The sequence below is a fragment of the Bacillus sp. FAU20 genome (assembly GCF_056033865.1).
In genome coordinates this window covers 668467-688160 of sequence record NZ_JBVYHY010000003.1, presented here as the reverse complement: position 1 = coordinate 688160, position 19694 = coordinate 668467, and the positions used below count along the sequence as shown (strand labels likewise).

Sequence of the window (19694 nt, the reverse complement as noted above, 5' to 3'; positions counted from 1 at the left end):
TCTTTTTAAAGTGACTAAGTAAAAAAGCGTATGGAATCCCATACACTTTTTTACTTAGTCTGTAAATATGGCGGCAATTGTTGCAACTGCTCCTTATCCTTTTCACGTTCTCTACGTGCCCATCTAAAGAATACATAACCTATAATTGTACCGTACACTATTTCCTGGACAATTTTCATTATGATACCACCAGTTTGCTGGTCTTGTACGACTGGCATCCAGTGCAAAAATTCTGGTCCCGTTATATTTAAATCAGATAAAGTACCCGCTGGTACACATAGTTCCATCGCTTTCATCCAAGCAGCCGGATCCGTATACGTTGCAAATAGCGGGGCTGTTGCAAAAATGATTAACGCACAAGCAGGCGTTAATAATATGCCGTTAGCAAACATATAACCAAGTTTCTTTATATCACTTAACGTTTGATATTCTGGTAATGGATTTAACATCGGCCACCACATCATGATTGCTGTAAAAAACAATATAGCGAGACAAATAGGATGAGCTATTTGACTTTGTTTTACTGTATCAAAAACAACTGGTAAATGATAAAAAGAAAACAGGCCGTTAAATACAAACAACGCAATAAGTGGTTTAGCAAATGCCTTTAATATAACTTGAACGAACTTAAAAGAAGTAATATAACGATATAACCAAATTGGTATACCAAGCAACAGTAACGGTGGAACCGCAATATACATGACTGCCATTTCAAACATATGAGCACTAAATATAATATGGCCAATTAAATCAATAGGCCCTCCCTTTACAAAATACAAAAGAACAATACCAGTCGTAAAATAAAAAATTTGCTTCTTACTTACCTTCGTCGCATTTTCAAATCGCATTCTATATGGCCCAATAATTAAGAAGTACCCAATAAGAATCGAAAGCATAAATAATAAATAGATTGGACTCCATAAAGCCTGAAAACCAAATATCCACAAGTTACTCATTTTCACACCGACCTTCGTAAGGTTATCTCATAATATGAAGAGGGAGCTGTGACAACACAAGCTCCCTTATTTTTCACTTTTCAAATCCACACGATTGTCATAAAAGCTAAAATTGTAATTAACCCTATTAGCAAACCAGAGTAAAGAAAGAAACTTGCTGCTTCATGTCCTTTATGACTCATATGCATAAAATAATACAATTGAAAAATTACTTGTACCACTGCTAATAGTAAAATAAACGGTACAGAGAAATTCGGACTAAAAGTTTTTGGATACGCCACTGCTACAAATGCAACTAATGTTAAAAAAATCATTAATGCAAACGTAATAACTTGATGCCTCATTTCCTCCGCACTTTTTCTCTTCCGATAAACAAGATCAACTTTAGGATTATTCGTTTGCTTTATCGCCATTGTTTATCCCACCATTCCCATTAAATATACTACAGTGAAAATAAACACCCAAACTACGTCAATAAAGTGCCAATAAATCGATGCAACATAAAACTTCGGTGCATTGTATAAATTTAGACCTCTCTTCGCATTTCTAAAGATTAATGTTAAAATCCAACATAACCCAAACAATACGTGGAGTCCATGTGTACCAACAAGAGCATAAAACGCAGAGCCAAAGGCACTACTTCTCATAGTATGCTTAAATTCATGTGTATAATGATAAAACTCATATATCTCAAACCCTAAAAACCCTAAACCTAGCAATACAGTTACTAGTAACCAAAGTTGCATTTTCTTAAAGTTAAAGTTTTTCATGTGATACATCGCATATACACTCGTTAAGCTACTCGTTAATAAAAGCATCGTCATAATAAAAACGAGTGGCATTTGGAACATCTCTTGAGATGTTGGTCCACCATTTGTAGAATTCTTTAACGCTAAATATGTGCCAAATAAGGAAGCGAACAACACTGTTTCGCCTCCAAGAAATAACCAAAAACCGACAAACTTATTTTTCCCTTCAAGGGTTGCTTTTTCAGGCTCTGCTGGAAATGTTTCATTCGTTAATTTTTCATCTACATGCATTATGCCTTGCCCCCCTTATCATCTAAATCTTCTTTATGAATATGATATCCATGATCATCGATTACTGAACGTAGGAACATTGCGCCAAATGTAATGATTAAACCAATAATTGCTACTAATAACCAAAACTTATCTTTTCCGCCCTGCATATACATCGCACCAAATGCCGCTATAAACAATCCGAAAGAAATGACAAATGGTGAAAACGAAGGATTTGGCATATGAATATCACCAACTGGTTCCGCTGCTGTCATCTCTTTATTACCTTCACGTTTTTCAATCCAAAACGGATCTAATCCGCGAACAAATGGTAATTGTTTAAAGTTATATTCTGGTGTCGGTGCCGGCATTGTCCATTCTAATGTACGTGCATCCCACGGATCACGACCAGCTTTTTCTTTTGATACTGTCGTTTTAATTACATTGAATAAAAGAACAATCGTTCCAAGAGCCATAAATACCGCTCCGATAGAACTAATCATATTCCCCATTTCCAACCCTTGCCCTTCAAGATATGTGTAGTAACGACGCGGCATACCAATCAAGCCAAGGAAATGCTGAATAAAGAACGTTAAATGGAAGCCGATAAAGAATAGCCAAAACGTTATCTTTCCTAATGTTTCATTTAATACTTTATTAAACATCAGTGGCCAATAATAATGAGCTCCTGCAAGTAAACCAAATACAACACCGCCAACGATTACATAATGAAAATGCGCTACTACGAAATAGTTATCATGAAATTGATAATCAGCTGGTGCAGATGCTAGCATAACCCCTGTAACTCCACCCATTACGAATGATGGAATGAAAGCTACTGCCCACATCATTGGTGTCGTGAAGCGAATACTTCCGCCCCACATTGTAAAGAGCCAGTTGAATATTTTAATACCGGTCGGAACTGCAATCGCCATTGTTGCAACTGAGAAAATAGCATTTGCAACTGGACCAAGCCCAACTGTAAACATATGGTGAGCCCATACCATAAATCCTAAAAATCCAATTAATACTGTCGCAAACACCATCGACGAATAACCGAATAATCGTTTTTTCGAAAATGTCGCGAAGATTTCCGAGAATATTCCGAAAGCTGGAAGTATAAGAATGTATACCTCTGGATGACCAAAAATCCAGAATAAATGCTCCCATATAATTGTATTCCCGCCCAGCGCTGGATTAAAGAAACTTGTTCCAAATAAGCGATCTAACATTAAAAGTCCTAATCCTACAGTTAACGGCGGAAAAGCAAATAATATAAGCGAAGATGTTACAAATGTCGTCCATGTAAACATCGGCATACGCATATACGTCATCCCTGGCGCACGCATATTAATAATGGTTACAAGGAAGTTGATACCTCCAATTAATGTACCAATACCTGAAATTTGCAAGCCAAGTACATAGAAATCAACCCCATGACCTTTAGAGGCTAAAGCTAAAGATGCATAAGATGTCCATCCTGCATCAGGTGCTCCACCTAAAAACCAACTTAAATTTAAAAATACTCCACCAAAGAAAAATAACCAAAATCCGAGTGAATTCAAAAACGGGAACGCAACATCACGTGCACCAATTTGAAGTGGTACAGCGGCGTTCATAAATGCAAACACGAGTGGCATAGCTGCGAGGAAAATCATTGTTGTACCGTGCATCGTTAATACTTGATTATAAGCATCCCCAACAAGAAAAGCGTTGTTAGGAATCGCTAATTGAAGGCGAATAAATAGAGCTTCTATTCCGCCTATTACAAAAAACAATCCACCTGCAATTAAATAGAGAATGGCAATCTTTTTATGGTCTACTGTCGTTAAATAATCCCATATGACAGCACCCATCCCCTGTTTTTTTGCTACAGAACTCACGTTTTCAACCTCCCCTTCGCGAATAATCCCTCTTTACTTTTCAACTTTTAACGTTTGTAAGTATGCATTTAATGCATCAATTTGATCATCCGTTAAGTTGCCATATTTGCCAGTCATTTTGTTTCCTGGCTTCATATTTTCAGGATCTTTCAGCCATTTTTTTAAGTTTTCTTCATTGTTTTCGGCAATACCGGCAACCATATCGCGATCCGCAAAGTTTGCTAAGTTTGGTGCGATACGAGCGGAAGGTGGTCTACTATCATTAGATCCAACTGCGTGACAACCAATACAGCTTTTATTAAATATTTCTTGGCCCTCTTGCGCCTTTGTTGAAGCTACTTCTTTCTTCCCATCAATCTTCTTCATATCAGCAAGCCATTTTTTGTACTCGCTTTCATCTAAAGCTTTCACTTTAAATTGCATTAAAGAATGTGATGGACCGCAAAATTCGGTACAAAAACCATTATAAGTGCCCGATTTATCTGCCTTTAACCACATTTTGTTCACATTGTCTGTATTTGTATCCATTTTCCCTGCTAAAGATGGAACCCAAAATGAGTGTTTAATATCGGCACCCTTCAAATTTAAATACACTTTCTTACCTGTGGGGATGACCAAATCTTGCGAAGTTACTATCTTTTCTGATTTGTAAGAAAATTCCCACCAATAAAGATTCGCTGTTACATCAACAACGATAGTATCTTTATCAATATTCTTTTTCTCCATCGCACTTACATCAGCAAGTTTGAATGTATATGTAACCGTTGGAACAGCTAAGATTAGTAAAAGAATAATCGGAATAACTGTCCATATAATTTCTAGCTTGTGATTCCCTTCAACTTGCTCTGGAATATGATCTTCCTGGCCTTTCTTTTGGCGGAAACGCACAATTACATACAAGAAAATAATAGTAACTACTAGCACTACTCCTACCATGATTGCACTCGCCAGTAGAAGTAAATCATATTGCATTTTTGCTACTTCTCCTTGCGGAATTAAAGTAGATTGAAAGGCTTTACCGCATCCCCCTAACAGTAAAGCCAGCAGTGAAACGAACGAAAGCAGTCGCCACTGTTTCTTCATACAAACAATCCCCACTTTCCTTGTGAATTAGATTGTACTTTATAGTTAAGTAAAGTAAATCTCAACGTAAAGAAATCCAATTATGTCGTTGTCTTAGAAGAATGTAACTACAATCATTGATACAAATAAGATTGTTAAATAATTTAGGGAATAAACAAACATTTGCACGGACCATTTGATGTCATCTTTCTTACGGAAGCCATAAAATCCTAAAACGATCCATCCGATGTTAAGCAGTGTTGCAATTACCATAAATGTTATCCCTAGTCCACTCATATAAAATGGTAGTGGTAATAAACATACTGTCCAAATCATAATTTGGCGTTTCGTAATTTCAAATCCATGAACTACAGGAAGCATTGGAATTTCTGCATTTCGATATTCATCAACACGTTTCATCGCTAATGCAAGGAAATGTGGGATTTGCCAAATAAACATAATTAAAAATAACATCCAAGCAATTGGATGACCTAAAGATGGATCGATTGCTGCCCATCCAATTAAAGGTGGAACTGCTCCAGATATACTACCTACAACAGTATTTAGTGTATACTTTCTCTTTGTCCATAAAGTATATAGGACAACATATGTGAAAGCACCAATAAATCCCATTAAAACTGCCATTGGTGTTGTTAATAATAAGAATACAAATCCAAGAAGTAATATAACTAGTCCAAATGTAAGTGCAAATCCTGGTTTATACTTTCCAGTAACCGTTGGACGTGTCTTTGTTCTTTCCATTAACGGATCGATGTCTCTATCGATGTAGTTATTTAAACAACATACCCCCGCCATAATTAATCCTGAACCAACGATTGTAAAAAATAGCTTATCCAGATTGTCCATCACACTTAATCCATTAAAGTGTAATGCCAACCAAAATCCTGTAAATACAGTAAGTGTATTTGAGTTTACAATCCCCATTTTAACGAGTGCTGATAAATCTTGTAACCGAGTTGTTTCCGGTACACTTGTAACAGCGGACTCATCATGCAGCTCACTTGTTGCATGGTTCATCACTCTAACCCCCTCTTAAAACTTTCATCTTTCTTTTTGCGCCTATTTCAAATGAAATAATTCGCTTCTATATAGCAATATTATTACAGTAGAAACATTGTTAACCCATTCTACTACTAATCTACGCCCATACTCCAATATATTAAATCATATTTCCCGAACATTTTGTGAAGAAAACATGAACTTTTTGTGTCGAATATAAAAAACTTCATTCTGACTTGTCCTTATCATAACATGATGTTACCTTCTATAATAAACTATTTTGTCCTATTTAACACGTATTCTCCCCATTTCTTTTCAAAATAGCCTATTTTCCAACCAATTTTTTCCTTGTGAACCCTGTTTTTACACCTATTTTCTCTCCCTTTCCTTCCCCCTCCATTTCTTTGCTATTTTATTATTTTTTATATATCATAGGAACTAGCGCGTTTTATTCTATACATAATGGAATGAAAATATTTCGCAATAACTTCATAGCAGAAAGATGGTGAAAGAGATTGCAACGCTTTATTAAATGGTTAGCAGTCATTACAAGCCTTGATTTATTAATAGTTTTATTAGGAGGCGCTTTAGTTACAAAAACAGGTTCTGGTCAAGGTTGTGGTAAATCATGGCCACTTTGTAACGGTGAATTTGTTCCATCTAATTTATCAATGGAAACTATTATTGAACTTAGCCACCGATTAACATCCGGATCAGCTGGAATTCTTGTCACACTCCTTTGTATTTTGTCCTGGAAATATTATAAACATGTGCGTGAAACAAAAACGTTAGCAATTTTATCCTTCGTATTTTTAGTTGCACAAGCATTAATGGGAGCAGCAGCAGTTGTTTGGGGACAAATGCCAGCTGTACTTGCTATCCATTTCGGTATTTCCTTAATTTCATTTGCTTCTGTCATTTTATTAACGTGTCTTATCTTTGAAATTGACCAAAAATTTGATGCACGTTCACTTATTATGGACAAAAAAATGAAATTTCATATTTATGGTGTAACAATTTACAGTTATATCGTCGTCTACACAGGCGCTTTAGTACGTCACGAACGAGCTAGCTTAGCCTGTCCAGACTTTCCTTTATGTAGCAAAAACAGACCTATGCCAAATCAACTACATGAATGGGTTCAAATGGGCCATAGAGTTGCAGCGATGTTAATTTTCGCTTGGATACTATACGCGATGATTCTCGCTATCCGCCATTACAAACAGCAACCTGTAGTATATTGGGGATGGATCATTTCATTTATCCTTGTTACACTTCAAGCTGTAGTAGGAGTTTTAGTTGTATTTACAAACGCTAGTTTAGCAATGGCATTGTTACATTCTCTATTCATTTCTTGCTTGTTTGCCGTACTATGCTATTTAGTTATGTTAGGAACAAGAAGTAAAGTGAATGCAAAAGAAGCCGAATCAACTTCTAAACAAACAAAATAATTTAAAACTAAAATCCCTTGCCAATTCGGCAAGGGATTTTTTGCAATAAGAAAAGAGCTGTATTTACACAGCTCTTTTCTTATTTTAGTGATCTAATTCAATAAGTAAATCACCTGTTTGAATTGCATCACCATCGTTAACATATACTTTTTTCACTTTACCATTAAACGGCGCTTGAACTGTCGTTTCCATTTTCATCGCTTCTGTAATTGCCATAGAATCGCCTTTTTTCACTTCATCGCCTTCTTTTACAACTACTTTAATTACCGTTCCTGGCATCGTTGCACTAATATGATTTGGATTCTCACGGTTTCCTTTCACACGTTGTGCAACTGTTGCTTTTACACTCTCGTCTTTCACGATAATTTCACGTGGTTGACCGTTAAATTCCAAGTAAAGAACACGGTGTCCATCCGGCTGTGGTTCTCCAATTGATACAAGTTTAACCATCAATGTCTTACCCTGTTCAATTTCTACATCAATTTCTTCACCTAGTCTCATACCATAGAAGAACGTCGGTGTATCAAGTACAGATACATTTCCATAAAGCTCAGCAACTTTTTCATAGTCCATAAATACTTTTGGATATAAAGCATATGCAACTACATCAAAAATCGTTACTTCGCGTCCAATTTTATGGAATAATTCTTCTTTTAACGCTTCAAAGTCTACTGGCTCTAGTAATTCACCTGGTCTTACTGTTAATGGCTCTTTTCCTTTTAAAATAATCTTTTGTAATTCTTTCGGGAAACCACCGTACGGTTGACCTAAATCACCCGAGAACATTTCAACAACAGACCCTGGGAAGTCCATCGCATGCCCACGCTCTAAAACATCCTGTTCTGTCAGATGGTTTTGAACCATAAATAATGCCATATCACCAACAACTTTTGATGATGGCGTTACTTTTACAATATCTCCAAACATGTCATTCACACGGCGGTACATTACTTTCACTTCATCGAAACGATCTCCTAAACCAACCGCTTTCGCTTGTTGCTGAAGATTACTATACTGCCCACCCGGCATTTCATGCATATATACCTCTGTATGAGGCGCATTCATACCACTTTCAAACGGTGCATAGTATTTGCGTACATCTTCCCAATAATGAGATAGTTTTTCTAAAGAATCTATATTAACATCTGGTTGTCTTTCGTTTCCGCCTAACGCATAGTATAGCGTGTTGGCACTTGGTTGTGACGTTTGACCAGCCATAGAACTCACTGCTACATCGACGATATCAACACCTGCTTCAATTGCCTTCGTATACGTTAATATACCATTTCCACTCGTATCGTGCGTGTGCAGATGAATTGGAATCGACACTGTCTCTTTTAATGCAGAAACTAAATCATATGCTGCATTTGGTTTTAGTAAGCCCGCCATATCTTTAATACCTAAAATATGAGCTCCTGATGCTTCTAACTCTTTTGCTAAATTTTTATAGTAATTTAAATCATATTTACTACGCAGTGGATCATGAATATCTCCTGTGTAGCACATTGTTGCTTCTGCAATTTTACCAGTGTCTCGTACAGCATCAATTGCAACTCTCATGCCTTCCACCCAGTTTAAGCTATCAAAAATACGGAATACATCAATGCCAGCTTGAGCAGAACATTCCACAAATTTTTGGATTAAATTATCTGGATAGTTTTTGTATCCAACTGCGTTTGAAGAACGAAGTAACATTTGGAATAACACGTTCGGCATTTTTTCACGAAGATCTAGTAATCGTTCCCATGGATCTTCTTTTAAGAAACGATACGCAACATCAAACGTTGCACCGCCCCACATTTCCGCTGAGAATAGGTTCGGTAACATTCTCGCTGTTGGCTCCGCAATTTGATGTAAATCTTTTGTACGAATACGAGTTGCAAGTAATGACTGGTGTGCATCACGGAATGTTGTATCCGTTAAAAGTACACGTTTTTGATCCTGTACCCATTTTACTAATCCGTCTGCTCCACGCTCGTCCAAAATTTGTTTCGTTCCATTTTGAATTGGCTCTGAATGTTTTAAACATGGAATACGAGCATCTGGGAATATTGGTTTTTCTTTTTTCCCTACTCCTGGGAAACCATTTACTGTTACTGTGCCAATATAATTTAACATTTTTGTTCCACGGTCTTTACGTTTCGGGAACAAGAACAGTTCCGGTGACGCGTCAATAAACGACGTATCATATTCCCCTGATAAGAAGTTTTTATGTTTTACTACATTCTCTAAGAATGGAATATTTGTTTTAATACCACGAATACGGAATTCTTTTAAGTTACGTTCCATTTTTGCAGCAGCTTGCTCAAAAGTAAGTGCCCAAGTTGTAACTTTTACAAGTAAAGAATCGTAGTACGGTGTAATAACTGCACCTTGGAAGCTATTTCCTGTATCAAGACGCACACCAAAACCACCGCCTGATCGATACGCCATAATTTTTCCTGTATCCGGCATAAAATTATTTAGCGGATCTTCAGTTGTTACACGAGATTGAATTGCAAATCCATGCACAACTACTTCCTCTTGCTTCGGCACACCTACCATTTTGCTATGTAATGAATGTCCATCAGCTATTAAAATTTGTGATTGAACGATATCTACTCCTGTAATCATTTCTGTAATCGTATGTTCTACTTGAACACGTGGATTTACTTCAATAAAGTAAAACTCATCATCTTTTACAAGGAATTCTACTGTTCCTGCATTTAAATAGTTTACATTTTTCGTTAACTTCACAGCAGCATCACAAATACGCTGACGCAAATCATCTGAAAGTGATACACTCGGTGCTATTTCTACAACTTTTTGATGACGACGTTGTACAGAACAGTCACGCTCGTATAAATGAACAACATTACCTTCTTCATCTGCTAAAATTTGTACTTCTATATGTTTAGGTTTTTCAACGAATTTTTCGACGTAAACTTCATCATTACCAAAGGCTGCTTTCGCTTCTGATTTCGCTCGATTATATGATTCTCCTAATTCCTCACTAGTACGCACAATACGCATACCACGACCGCCACCACCAAGGGACGCTTTAATAATAATCGGGTAATCATACTTTTCAGCAAATTTTTCGACTTCTTCTAATGAATCTACTGGACCATCACTACCAGGTATAACTGGAATTTGTGCTAGCTGCGCTTGTGTTCTTGCTTTCACTTTATCTCCAAACATATCTAAATGCTTACTTTTTGGACCGATAAAGATAATTCCTTCTTCTTCGCAACGTTTCGCGAATTGAATATTTTCTGACAAGAAACCATATCCAGGGTGGATTGCATCTACATGATTACTTTTTGCAATCTCAATAATGCCTTCAATATCTAGATAAGCATCAATTGGTTTTTTTCCTTCCCCAACTAAATAGGACTCATCGGCTTTATAGCGATGATAAGAACCACTATCCTCTTTAGAATAGATTGCAACTGTTTTTAATCCTAGTTCCGAACAAGCTCGAAACACACGAATTGCAATCTCTCCACGGTTAGCTACCAATACTTTTTGAATACGTTGCAGCTTTGTCATGATTTTCCCCCTCTACTTTCCTACCACTCTAGAGATAAAATATATACACACCTTAAAAAGCGTGAAGTTCTTCACTTTCCACATTATATTATACTTAGAAAGCTTCACTTTATTTTTATCCATCATACCTTATTTTTTAACAAATGATAAGTTTTCTGTACAATTTGTTTCACAAAAATAGTATAGCATACCTCCTCCTTTTCTAACAACTTAATTGTATATCACATTAAACTTAATGTGATATATTTTTTAACTGAAAGATATATTAATACATCACATTTAAAACTACTTAAAAATAAAAAACACATCATGCTCTAAGCACAATGTGTTTTTATTTTACAACTACAAGATGTGGTCCATTTTGTTCTCTTTCTTTCATTACACCATTCTGTTGTTTCTCTTGTCGTTTCACGTGACTAGCAATATTGAGTAGTATTCCCATTGCAAGTAGATTAGCTATTAAGGAACTCCCGCCATAACTAATAAACGGTAAAGGTACTCCCGTAAGCGGTATTAATCCAGACATACCACCAACATTAACAAAAGTTTGTACTCCTATTAAACTTGCAATTCCGATTGCAATTAAACTTCCAAAAGGATCGTTACATTTTTGAGCAATCCTGAATGAACGAATAATAATAAGTAGCAAGCAAATTAAAATAATAGCTACACCAATAAAACCTAATTCTTCAGATATAATAGCCATAATAAAATCTGTTTGCGGTTCTGGTAAATATCCATATTTTTGCACACTATTTCCTAATCCTCTACCATTAAGCCCTCCTGAAGCAATTCCAATAAAAGAATTTACTAATTGGAATCCATCATTTTGAGGATCATTGAATGGATCAAGGAAAACTGAAAAACGTGCCTTTTGGTATCCACTTAATTTATAATTAGCCAAAAAATATAGAGCTGGAATCCATACTATAGAAGTTAAAACAATTCGTTTAATCCATAAATTAATCCGTACTCCTGAACAAAGAAACATAATCCCTACTGTTGCTGCAATTAACAAATCGGTACCTAAATCATTTTGCTTTAAAATTAAAAACATTGCCATTCCAACAAAACCAAGTGTAAGTCCCGACCCTTTAAAAACAGGTGTATTTGTCTCTTGTCTCCTTGCAAAAAAGCGAGCTAATATAATAATAATCGATAGTTTAACAAATTCAGCGGGCTGTATACCTAATATCCAACCTTTTGCACCATTTATTTCCTTACCAAAAATCAAGGCTGCTGCTAGTAAAGCAATACTCCCTAGCCCCATCGCCGATAAAATTATTCGTTTCCTCCAAAACTTATAAGGTAACGAAGCTACAATCACTAACAATACCGTTCCGATAGCTAAAGTTATTAATTGTTTTTTAAAAAAGTAATTTGCCGGCCAGTTATGCCTCGAAATCGCAACAATGGAACTAGAACTATATACCATTATTACTCCCAGTACACATAAGATAACAAGAGGAAGTAATAATGAATAATCCATTGATTTCCATACTTTTTTCATTTCATTTCCTCTTTCTGTTTCAATTTAATTATTGTTGTATTCCATATGTACATTGATTCTTCCTGCTTTATTATACAAATAAAAAGCTCAAACTAATTTAGTTTGAGCCCCCTTATTTGAACCCGTTATTGTTGTTTGTTTGTAAACGCTTCATGAAGTGCAGATAACTCACGTTCGAGCTCACCTAACATTGCTTTCCCTTGTTCTTCTGCAATAAGACCAAGGCGAACTGCAAAATCGACCTCGCGGGATAGTCCAAACATTTGTGTGTCTAACACTTCTTCATATAATGGACATTGCGGCATTGTAAGATGGTCCATTTGCACCTTAATAAGTCTTAAAATCTTCTCTGCATCCGCTTGTAGAAGGGCTAGTGCCTTTTCCTGATGATTTGCTACTGTCTCAGACGCCAAATTGATTCCCTCCGTTTCCGTCCTACTCTCCTATATCCTATCTATTAATATTAGCGATAGTTTTAATAAATTGCAATAGAAACATTTTTTGTGACAACAGTGTCTAATACTATTATACTGAAAAGTGGGAGTATAACACAAATGGGGGAACAACAATGAGCGAAATTTTATTTATTAACGGAAAAGTACGTTTTCCAATTACTATTGATCCAACTGTTTGGATCTTTGATGATCGAAAAGTAGATTTGACAACTTACTTTGATGAAACTAGAGAAAACACGTCTGAACTAGAAACTTATTTAAAAAACACTTCAGAACATTGGGATCGCGAAATCCGTGATGGTGCCGCTTTTCCCCCAATACAGCAAAGTGTGAAGAAATATAAAAAAGAACAGCTGATTACTGGAACATTTGGTATACCACTTCATCCATTCCTTGCTAACGCTGAAATTTTAGAGGACGCTACGCAAGTTGAAATTGAAACAGTAGAACAAACATTAATACTTCCATTAGAAACTGTCGAAAATGCTATTCTTGGTTTTTCAAAAGAAGGGAAGCCATTAAAAGAGGATGGACCTGTTCATCTATATTACAATGATGGATCTAATAGACAAAATCCAATCCGTAACATCCGTAAATTTACAATTATTTAAAGAAAAGGAGTGAGCTTAAGCTCACTCCTTTTTACAATAAATCTGCTGCTAGTTGAGCTAAATTAGATCGCTCCCCTTTAACAAACTTCACATGACCACTAATACGCTGTTCTTTAAACTTCTCTACAACATACGTTAAGCCATTATTATATTCATCTAAATATGGGTGATCAATTTGCTGAGGATCTCCCATCAATACAATCTTACTCTTTTCCCCTACCCTAGTTAATATCGTTTTCACTTCATGCTTTGTTAAATTTTGTGCTTCGTCAATGATAATGAACTGATCTGGAATACTTCTCCCGCGTATATAAGTAAGGGCTTCTACTTCAATCGAACCCATTCCAGCTAAAATAGCATCTAACTCTCCTGGCTTTTTCGTATTAAATAAATACTCTAGGTTATCAAAAATTGGCTGCATCCATGGTCTTAACTTTTCTTCTTTTTCTCCTGGTAAATAACCGATATCTTTTCCGACTGGAACAATTGGTCTTGCCACAAGTAATTTTTTATATAATCCTAAGTCTTCTGTTTGCATAAGTCCCGAAGCTAACGCAAGTAACGTTTTTCCTGTGCCGGCTTTCCCCGTTAACGTTACAAGCGGAATATCTTCACGAAGCAACAATTCTAATCCCATAATTTGCTGCACGTTTCGTGGTCGTATCCCCCACACTTGTTCATTGTGAAAAATAAGTTTCTTTACCTTTTTACCTAAGTGATCCACAATGCCAAGCGCAGAACTAGAGCCTCCCAATGCATCTTTCATTACTACAAATTGATTTGGGTAAAAAGGATGATTCGCAATTTCAGATAGAGGCAATTCACCTTTCTCATAAAAATAATCCAATTGTTCTTTTGATATATATCCTTCTAAAAAGCCAGAATATATATTTTCTACTTCAATTACGCGATCACTTAAATAATCTTCAGCCTTCAAACCAATTGCATCAGCTTTTACCCTTACGAGTACATCTTTACTTACTAAAATAACAGACTTCCCGTCCTCTTTTTCCTGTTCTTCTAAAGATAGATTTTTTGCTACAGCTAAAATTCGATTATCATTTGTTTTTTCTACAAAAATATCTTGTAGTTGCACAAATGAACGATGGTTCAATTCAATACGAAATGTTCCGCCGTTTTCTAGCGGGATACTTTCATGCAGCTTTCCTATTTCACGAAATTTATCTATTAACTTAGATACATAACGAGCGTTTCGTCCTACTTCATCCATATAACGTTTTTTCGAATCAACCTCTTCTAATACAACTGCTGGAATCACTACTTCATTGGTTTCAAATGAAAAAATAGATAAAGGATCCTGCAAAAGTACATTCGTATCTAACACATAAATTTTATCCAACCTGTTACCCCCTGACTCCACTTTTAAATTTGTAGAACAAGGGTTTCATCCATAAAATATGGACGAACCATTGTTATAATTATATGTACCGTGTAAACGAGGTAGAATCGAAAATCATAGTCATTAAACCTTTTATTTATTCTTTATTCATTTCTATTCAATATATTACTTTTTATTATAATTATTAACGTTAAATCACAATAACCGATTACAAAAGTGAATAAACTAATTTCCTATTTAGCATCTTTATAATTCTCTTATCCCTACTAACACTTCATTATCCAGCTTTTTCGCTGCCCGAAGATCATATGTTTTTTCATATGTTGGTTCAATTGCAAGTTTCGCTCCATAAAACATAACATCACGCACTTCTTGCACATTTACTTCTATTACAGTTAATTTTAGAGAAATACCTTCCATTCTATCTGTCAAAATTTCACTTGCACCACTTATAGAAAATACGGATTCATTCGCCATTATAGTCAATACCACACCTGTATTATGACGTATATTTTCCACAATACGTGAACGTTGATCTACTGCAAATCGAATACTAGTTTTACTCACTGCATACACCCAAGAAATAGCACTTACGTTAGGAACTTGTTTTTCGAAATCTGTCGTTGCTATCATAACAATACACTCTTTACGCAACGTTTGTACTAAATCCTCTGTTAAGGTAGGCTCTACTACATTCGCCATATTTTCACCTCCAAACATACTTGGTATATCCTTATCATAACTTATTTTTTGAATTGCGAAAATATTATTTTTTCCCGCTATTATTCAAAAACATTATACTTCCATGATATACTTATACTGATAGAATTCGTATTGAGGTGACGAAATGAGAGTCAAATGTATGATTTGTGATAAAAAAGATATGTTAGATGATGAAAATCCTATGGCAAAAAAACTGCGTAATCGCCCTATTCATACATATATGTGCATGGAATGTTCGGAACGAATTGCAGAGCGTACAATGGAACGTCATGCAAGTGGTAATTTCCGATTATATCGTGATAAAAAAATCGAAGATGATTGGTAAAATGTAAATAAGTCCTTACTTATATAGATAAGGACTTATTTATATTTTTCTGGTTCACGATTCATCTGATCCAAAAAACAATCAATGGCTTCTAACGGAAACCTTGCAGATTTCCGTTCTCCATTTATTTCATATGTAATTAAATACATTTCCTCGTTCTTTTCGACTTCCACATTTCTTAATTTATGTTCTTCATATATCATATTTTGAAATAACAAATATGTTTCTTTTGCAGCACTATCATTTGGACGTGCTTCCGCAACTGTTTTAATTGTTAACCAATTATATAGTGCATCTTGTACTGAACGCATGAAAACTCCCCTTCCTCAGCCTGCTTTTTGTTGTTTCGCTTGACGCAAACGCAATCTATAAATTCCAAGTACAATTGCCGCTACAACTAGTCCTTCTCCAACAGGTAAAAACACAGCAAAAAAGGTTAATACTGTACATCCAATTGCTAATGATATGTATATCACAATATTTTTTAGTACAGACAACTTTCTAGCAAATCCTAAATTATAAACGAGACCACTTAATATAATAATCGTCCCATAAAGTAACCACATTCCTAACTCTGGATTTTCATCTACCTTACACAATTTTGCAAAAAAAGACATCCTTTCTAACACACTCTTCCCCCCTAGCAGTAAAATGCAATTTTCTTTATATACTTAATACAAGAGTAACTCGCAAAAAAAATACTGTCCACAAAAATGAGTAAATATTCTAAAAAAATAAACAAAATAAAAAAACAACGACCTTTATAAAGGTCGTTGTTTTTTTATTTTTACGCTTCAACAGATTTCTTTTTCTTAGCAGCTCTTTCGCGCTCACTCTTATCAAGAATCTTTTTACGTAGACGAATTGATTCTGGAGTTACTTCACAGAACTCGTCATCGTTTAAGTACTCTAATGATTCTTCTAAAGTCATTAGGCGTGGTTTCTTCATTGTTGAAGTTTGATCTTTCGTCGCAGAACGAATGTTAGTTTGTTGTTTCATTTTCACAACGTTAACTGTTAAGTCGTTCTCACGAGTGTGTTCTCCTACAATCATACCAGCATATACTTCTGTACCTGGTTCAACGAAGATTACACCACGGTCTTCAACTTGCATAATACCATATTGTGATGCTTTTCCTGTTTCAAGTGAAACTAGAACACCTTGACGACGTCCACCAACTTGTCCAGCGTGTACTGGTTGGTAGCAATCGAATGTATGGTTTAAAATACCGTAACCACGAGTTAATGTTAAGAATTCTGTTGTGTAACCAATTAAACCACGTGCTGGAACCATGAAAGTAAGGCGAACTTGACCGTTTCCGTTATTCACCATATCTAACATTTCACCTTTACGTGCACCCATAGATTCCATAATAGAACCAGTGTATTCTTCAGGTACATCGATTTGTACACGCTCTACAGGCTCACATCTTACGCCATCAACTTCTTTAATAATTACTTCTGGCTTAGATACTTGTAATTCATAACCTTCACGACGCATGTTTTCAATTAAGATAGATAAATGTAGTTCCCCACGTCCAGATACGATCCACGCATCAGGAGAATCTGTATTATCTACACGTAAACTTACATCTGTTTCTAATTGTGAACGAAGACGCTCTTCAATTTTACGAGATGTAATGTATTTACCTTCACGACCTGCAAATGGGCTATTATTTACAAGGAACGTCATTTGTAGTGTTGGCTCATCAATACGTAATAATGGTAACGCATCTTGATGTTCAACTGGACATACTGTTTCACCTACGTTAATGTCTTCCATACCAGAAACGGCTACTAAGTCCCCTGCTTTTGCTTCTTCAATTTCTTGACGTTTTAATCCCATGTAACCGAATAATTTCGTTACGCGGAATTGCTTCACGCTTCCGTCTACTTTCATTAAAGCAACTTGTTGTCCAACCTTCATTGTACCGCGGAATACGCGACCAACTCCAATACGTCCAACGTAGTCGTTGTAATCAAGAAGTGCTACTTGGAATTGAAGTGGCTCTTCGCTGTTATCAATTGGTGCTGGAATATGTTCGATAATTGTATCGAATAATGATTTCATATTCTCTTCTTGATTTGCTGGGTTTGAATCTAAGCTTGCTGTTCCGTTCATTGCTGATGCAAATACAACTGGGAACTCTAATTGATCTTCGTTTGCACCAAGCTCAATGAATAAGTCGATTACTTCATCAACTACTTCATCTGGACGAGCGAAGTCACGGTCAATTTTGTTTACAACTACGATTGGAGTTAAGTTTTGCTCAAGAGCTTTCTTTAAAACAAATCGTGTTTGTGGCATACAACCTTCATATGCATCAACAACAAGTAAAACACCATCAACCATTTTCATGATACGTTCTACTTCTCCACCGAAGTCAGCGTGACCAGGTGTATCTAAAATGTTAATTCTTTTATCTTCATAGTGAATCGCTGTATTTTTCGCTAAAATTGTAATACCGCGTTCTCTTTCTAGATCATTTGAATCCATTGCGCGTTCTTCAACGTGTTCGTTCGCACGGAAAGTCCCCGCTTGACGTAATAACTGGTCAACAAGTGTTGTTTTACCATGGTCAACGTGGGCAATAATTGCTATATTACGTAAATCTTGTCGTTTTTTCAACATGTCCAACTCCTAATGTCTTTTTAATCCTTCTCTATTATAAGAGCGAAGGGGATACAATAGCAATTAAAATAAAAGCAAGAATGAAAATATAGTTGTATTCTTACTTTTGTGAAAGTAAAATGAGATTGGAGGGTGAAGAAATGGAACACATTCAATATCGCTTTTTATTAACTGCAATTATCGGTGTTATTTTCTTAATCGGTATCGGCATTATGATTGCTGAAAATAGTCCAATCGGTATTATTATTTGCATTATCGGCACATTTGTTACAGTTGGATACGGTTTTGTAACAAAAAGAAAAATGCGCAAATCACAATAACGCTAAAAAGTAAGAAGCTTATACACAGCCTCTTACTTTTTTTGTTGCTCTCATATAAACGATAACACTTCTTCATACACTCCTGGTTTTGCAACTAACACACTGCTCTTCTCTATGATAGAAAGTGGCGCTCCAGAGAATGTCGTCACCTTACCTCCAACTTCTTCTACAATTATCTGTCCTCCGCCAAAATCCCATGGTGATAATCTCGGCGTTACATATGCATCTATTCTTCCTGTTGCAACGTATACCATCTCTAACGCTGCACAGCCATATGATCTTGTGCCCCTTGCTTTCTTAACAAGTGCCATCATACTTTCCATATTAAGCAATGGATTATCTGTAAGCCATATCGCATTTAAAGCTACAATACCTTCCTCTACAGTTCCTTTTTTCAATGGAGGAATTGATATATCATTACAAAAAGCTCCAGATCCCTTGACTGCATGATATAGTTCATCATGCACTGGATCATATATAAGTCCAATCTTTCCGATACCGTTCTCATAAATCCCAATTGAAATCGCAAAATTTCTTTTTTGATGAACAAAGTTCATCGTGCCGTCAATTGGATCAATTAACCAAACAACCCCGTCAGAAGACGTTATCTCGTCTCCATAACCCTCTTCTCCTAAAATACTATGATTCGGGAATGTTTCTTTAATTTTCCCAATTAAAAACTGTTCTATCTCTCGGTCCATATTTGTAACTAAGTCAGCTGCATTTGATTTTGTTTCTATAATAAGTGCTTTTTTCATTGATGCCATTAAATGCTCTCCTGCATCCCGAATCCACCGTTTGGCGTGTGCATCAATGTCTTTCCATACTTCTTGCAT

The 19694-nt window shown here is 35.9% G+C and carries 19 protein-coding genes; 4 read left to right on the top strand and 15 right to left on the bottom strand.

Translation table 11 applies throughout. From position 1 onward, the window contains the following. Positions 1-50: 50 nt before the first annotated feature. The 6 genes from ctaG to ctaB form a co-directional block, all read right to left on the bottom strand. Positions 51-956, bottom strand: a complete 906-nt coding sequence (gene ctaG, locus AC0OM3_RS03975) for a cytochrome c oxidase assembly factor CtaG (RefSeq protein WP_474211091.1) — start codon at positions 954-956, stop codon at positions 51-53. A gap of 80 nt (positions 957-1036) precedes the next feature. After that, positions 1037-1369, bottom strand: a complete 333-nt coding sequence (gene ctaF / locus AC0OM3_RS03970) for a cytochrome c oxidase subunit IVB (RefSeq protein ID WP_474211090.1) — start codon at positions 1367-1369, stop codon at positions 1037-1039. 3 nt (positions 1370-1372) lie between these two features. Then, complete coding sequence (ctaE, locus tag AC0OM3_RS03965) at positions 1373-1996, bottom strand: cytochrome c oxidase subunit III (RefSeq protein WP_000557861.1); 624 nt, start codon at positions 1994-1996, stop codon at positions 1373-1375. Next, a complete protein-coding gene (gene ctaD / locus AC0OM3_RS03960; RefSeq protein WP_153577875.1) occupies positions 1996-3831 on the bottom strand; it encodes a cytochrome c oxidase subunit I in 1836 nt (611 codons plus the stop codon). Before ctaD ends, ctaE begins: the two co-directional genes overlap by 1 nt. Positions 3832-3891: 60 nt before the next feature. Continuing rightward, positions 3892-4941 carry a cytochrome c oxidase subunit II gene (gene coxB, locus AC0OM3_RS03955; RefSeq protein WP_000745265.1) on the bottom strand — a complete coding sequence of 350 codons (1050 nt, stop codon included), beginning with the start codon at positions 4939-4941 and terminating at the stop codon, positions 3892-3894. A 93-nt stretch (positions 4942-5034) separates the two neighbouring features. Continuing rightward, the gene (ctaB, locus tag AC0OM3_RS03950) at positions 5035-5958 is read right to left on the bottom strand and encodes a protoheme IX farnesyltransferase (protein ID WP_474211089.1); all 924 of its coding nucleotides are present in this window, start codon (positions 5956-5958) and stop codon (positions 5035-5037) included. A 497-nt stretch (positions 5959-6455) separates the two neighbouring features. Here ctaB and ctaA point away from each other — a divergent pair, with 497 nt between their 5' ends. Next, positions 6456-7391, top strand: coding sequence for a heme A synthase (gene ctaA / locus AC0OM3_RS03945; RefSeq protein ID WP_474211088.1), 936 nt, complete (start codon positions 6456-6458; stop codon positions 7389-7391). A gap of 84 nt (positions 7392-7475) precedes the next feature. Here ctaA and pyc read toward each other — a convergent pair whose 3' ends face one another. The 3 genes from pyc to AC0OM3_RS03930 form a co-directional block, all read right to left on the bottom strand. Further along, a complete protein-coding gene (gene pyc / locus AC0OM3_RS03940; RefSeq protein ID WP_000164057.1) occupies positions 7476-10922 on the bottom strand; it encodes a pyruvate carboxylase in 3447 nt (1148 codons plus the stop codon). Positions 10923-11253: 331 nt separating this feature from the next. Then, positions 11254-12432, bottom strand: coding sequence for an FtsW/RodA/SpoVE family cell cycle protein (locus AC0OM3_RS03935; protein WP_000758409.1), 1179 nt, complete (start codon positions 12430-12432; stop codon positions 11254-11256). Between the two features lie 125 nt (positions 12433-12557). Further along, positions 12558-12845, bottom strand: coding sequence for an Fpa/YlaN family protein (locus AC0OM3_RS03930; RefSeq protein WP_000135694.1), 288 nt, complete (start codon positions 12843-12845; stop codon positions 12558-12560). Positions 12846-13000: 155 nt separating this feature from the next. Between AC0OM3_RS03930 and AC0OM3_RS03925 the strand changes: the two genes are divergently transcribed. Beyond that, the gene (locus tag AC0OM3_RS03925; protein ID WP_001289812.1) at positions 13001-13498 is read left to right on the top strand and encodes a hypothetical protein; all 498 of its coding nucleotides are present in this window, start codon (positions 13001-13003) and stop codon (positions 13496-13498) included. A gap of 31 nt (positions 13499-13529) precedes the next feature. On the opposite strand, the gene AC0OM3_RS03920 is transcribed toward AC0OM3_RS03925, so the two are convergent. Then, a complete protein-coding gene (locus AC0OM3_RS03920; RefSeq protein WP_000358083.1) occupies positions 13530-14858 on the bottom strand; it encodes a PhoH family protein in 1329 nt (442 codons plus the stop codon). Between the two features lie 246 nt (positions 14859-15104). Next, complete coding sequence (locus AC0OM3_RS03915; RefSeq protein WP_000024598.1) at positions 15105-15560, bottom strand: pyridoxamine 5'-phosphate oxidase family protein; 456 nt, start codon at positions 15558-15560, stop codon at positions 15105-15107. Positions 15561-15705: 145 nt separating this feature from the next. Here AC0OM3_RS03915 and AC0OM3_RS03910 point away from each other — a divergent pair, with 145 nt between their 5' ends. Further along, complete coding sequence (locus AC0OM3_RS03910) at positions 15706-15906, top strand: YlaI family protein (protein ID WP_002082250.1); 201 nt, start codon at positions 15706-15708, stop codon at positions 15904-15906. 35 nt (positions 15907-15941) lie between these two features. Here the strand turns inward: AC0OM3_RS03910 and AC0OM3_RS03905 are convergent, their stop codons facing one another. From AC0OM3_RS03905 to typA, 3 genes are all read right to left on the bottom strand, one after another. After that, positions 15942-16217: a hypothetical protein gene (locus AC0OM3_RS03905; RefSeq protein ID WP_001258154.1), complete on the bottom strand. Its 276-nt coding sequence runs from the start codon at positions 16215-16217 to the stop codon at positions 15942-15944. Between the two features lie 15 nt (positions 16218-16232). Then, a complete protein-coding gene (locus AC0OM3_RS03900) occupies positions 16233-16535 on the bottom strand; it encodes a YlaH-like family protein (protein WP_000893665.1) in 303 nt (100 codons plus the stop codon). Positions 16536-16693: 158 nt separating this feature from the next. Continuing rightward, the gene (typA, locus tag AC0OM3_RS03895) at positions 16694-18538 is read right to left on the bottom strand and encodes a translational GTPase TypA (protein ID WP_000914762.1); all 1845 of its coding nucleotides are present in this window, start codon (positions 18536-18538) and stop codon (positions 16694-16696) included. Positions 18539-18678: 140 nt separating this feature from the next. Between typA and AC0OM3_RS03890 the strand changes: the two genes are divergently transcribed. After that, on the top strand, positions 18679-18858 hold the full coding sequence (locus AC0OM3_RS03890; protein ID WP_000400127.1) for a DUF5325 family protein: 180 nt from the start codon (positions 18679-18681) through the stop codon (positions 18856-18858). A gap of 50 nt (positions 18859-18908) precedes the next feature. On the opposite strand, the gene AC0OM3_RS03885 is transcribed toward AC0OM3_RS03890, so the two are convergent. Next, on the bottom strand, positions 18909-19694 hold the full coding sequence (locus tag AC0OM3_RS03885; RefSeq protein WP_474211087.1) for an inositol monophosphatase family protein: 786 nt from the start codon (positions 19692-19694) through the stop codon (positions 18909-18911).

Coding starts and splice junctions, on each gene's coding strand:
- ctaG (WP_474211091.1), bottom strand. CDS start 956: ATGAGTAACTTGTGGATATTTGGTTTTCAGGCTTTATGGAGTCCAATC.
- ctaF (WP_474211090.1), bottom strand. CDS start 1,369: ATGGCGATAAAGCAAACGAATAATCCTAAAGTTGATCTTGTTTATCGG.
- ctaE (WP_000557861.1), bottom strand. CDS start 1,996: ATGCATGTAGATGAAAAATTAACGAATGAAACATTTCCAGCAGAGCCT.
- ctaD (WP_153577875.1), bottom strand. CDS start 3,831: ATGGGTGCTGTCATATGGGATTATTTAACGACAGTAGACCATAAAAAG.
- coxB (WP_000745265.1), bottom strand. CDS start 4,941: ATGAAGAAACAGTGGCGACTGCTTTCGTTCGTTTCACTGCTGGCTTTA.
- ctaB (WP_474211089.1), bottom strand. CDS start 5,958: ATGAACCATGCAACAAGTGAGCTGCATGATGAGTCCGCTGTTACAAGT.
- pyc (WP_000164057.1), bottom strand. CDS start 10,922: ATGACAAAGCTGCAACGTATTCAAAAAGTATTGGTAGCTAACCGTGGA.
- AC0OM3_RS03935 (WP_000758409.1), bottom strand. CDS start 12,432: ATGAAAAAAGTATGGAAATCAATGGATTATTCATTATTACTTCCTCTT.
- AC0OM3_RS03925 (WP_001289812.1), top strand. CDS start 13,001: ATGAGCGAAATTTTATTTATTAACGGAAAAGTACGTTTTCCAATTACT.
- AC0OM3_RS03915 (WP_000024598.1), bottom strand. CDS start 15,560: ATGGCGAATGTAGTAGAGCCTACCTTAACAGAGGATTTAGTACAAACG.
- AC0OM3_RS03910 (WP_002082250.1), top strand. CDS start 15,706: ATGAGAGTCAAATGTATGATTTGTGATAAAAAAGATATGTTAGATGAT.
- AC0OM3_RS03905 (WP_001258154.1), bottom strand. CDS start 16,217: ATGCGTTCAGTACAAGATGCACTATATAATTGGTTAACAATTAAAACA.
- typA (WP_000914762.1), bottom strand. CDS start 18,538: ATGTTGAAAAAACGACAAGATTTACGTAATATAGCAATTATTGCCCAC.
- AC0OM3_RS03890 (WP_000400127.1), top strand. CDS start 18,679: ATGGAACACATTCAATATCGCTTTTTATTAACTGCAATTATCGGTGTT.
- AC0OM3_RS03885 (WP_474211087.1), bottom strand. CDS start 19,694: ATGCAAGAAGTATGGAAAGACATTGATGCACACGCCAAACGGTGGATT.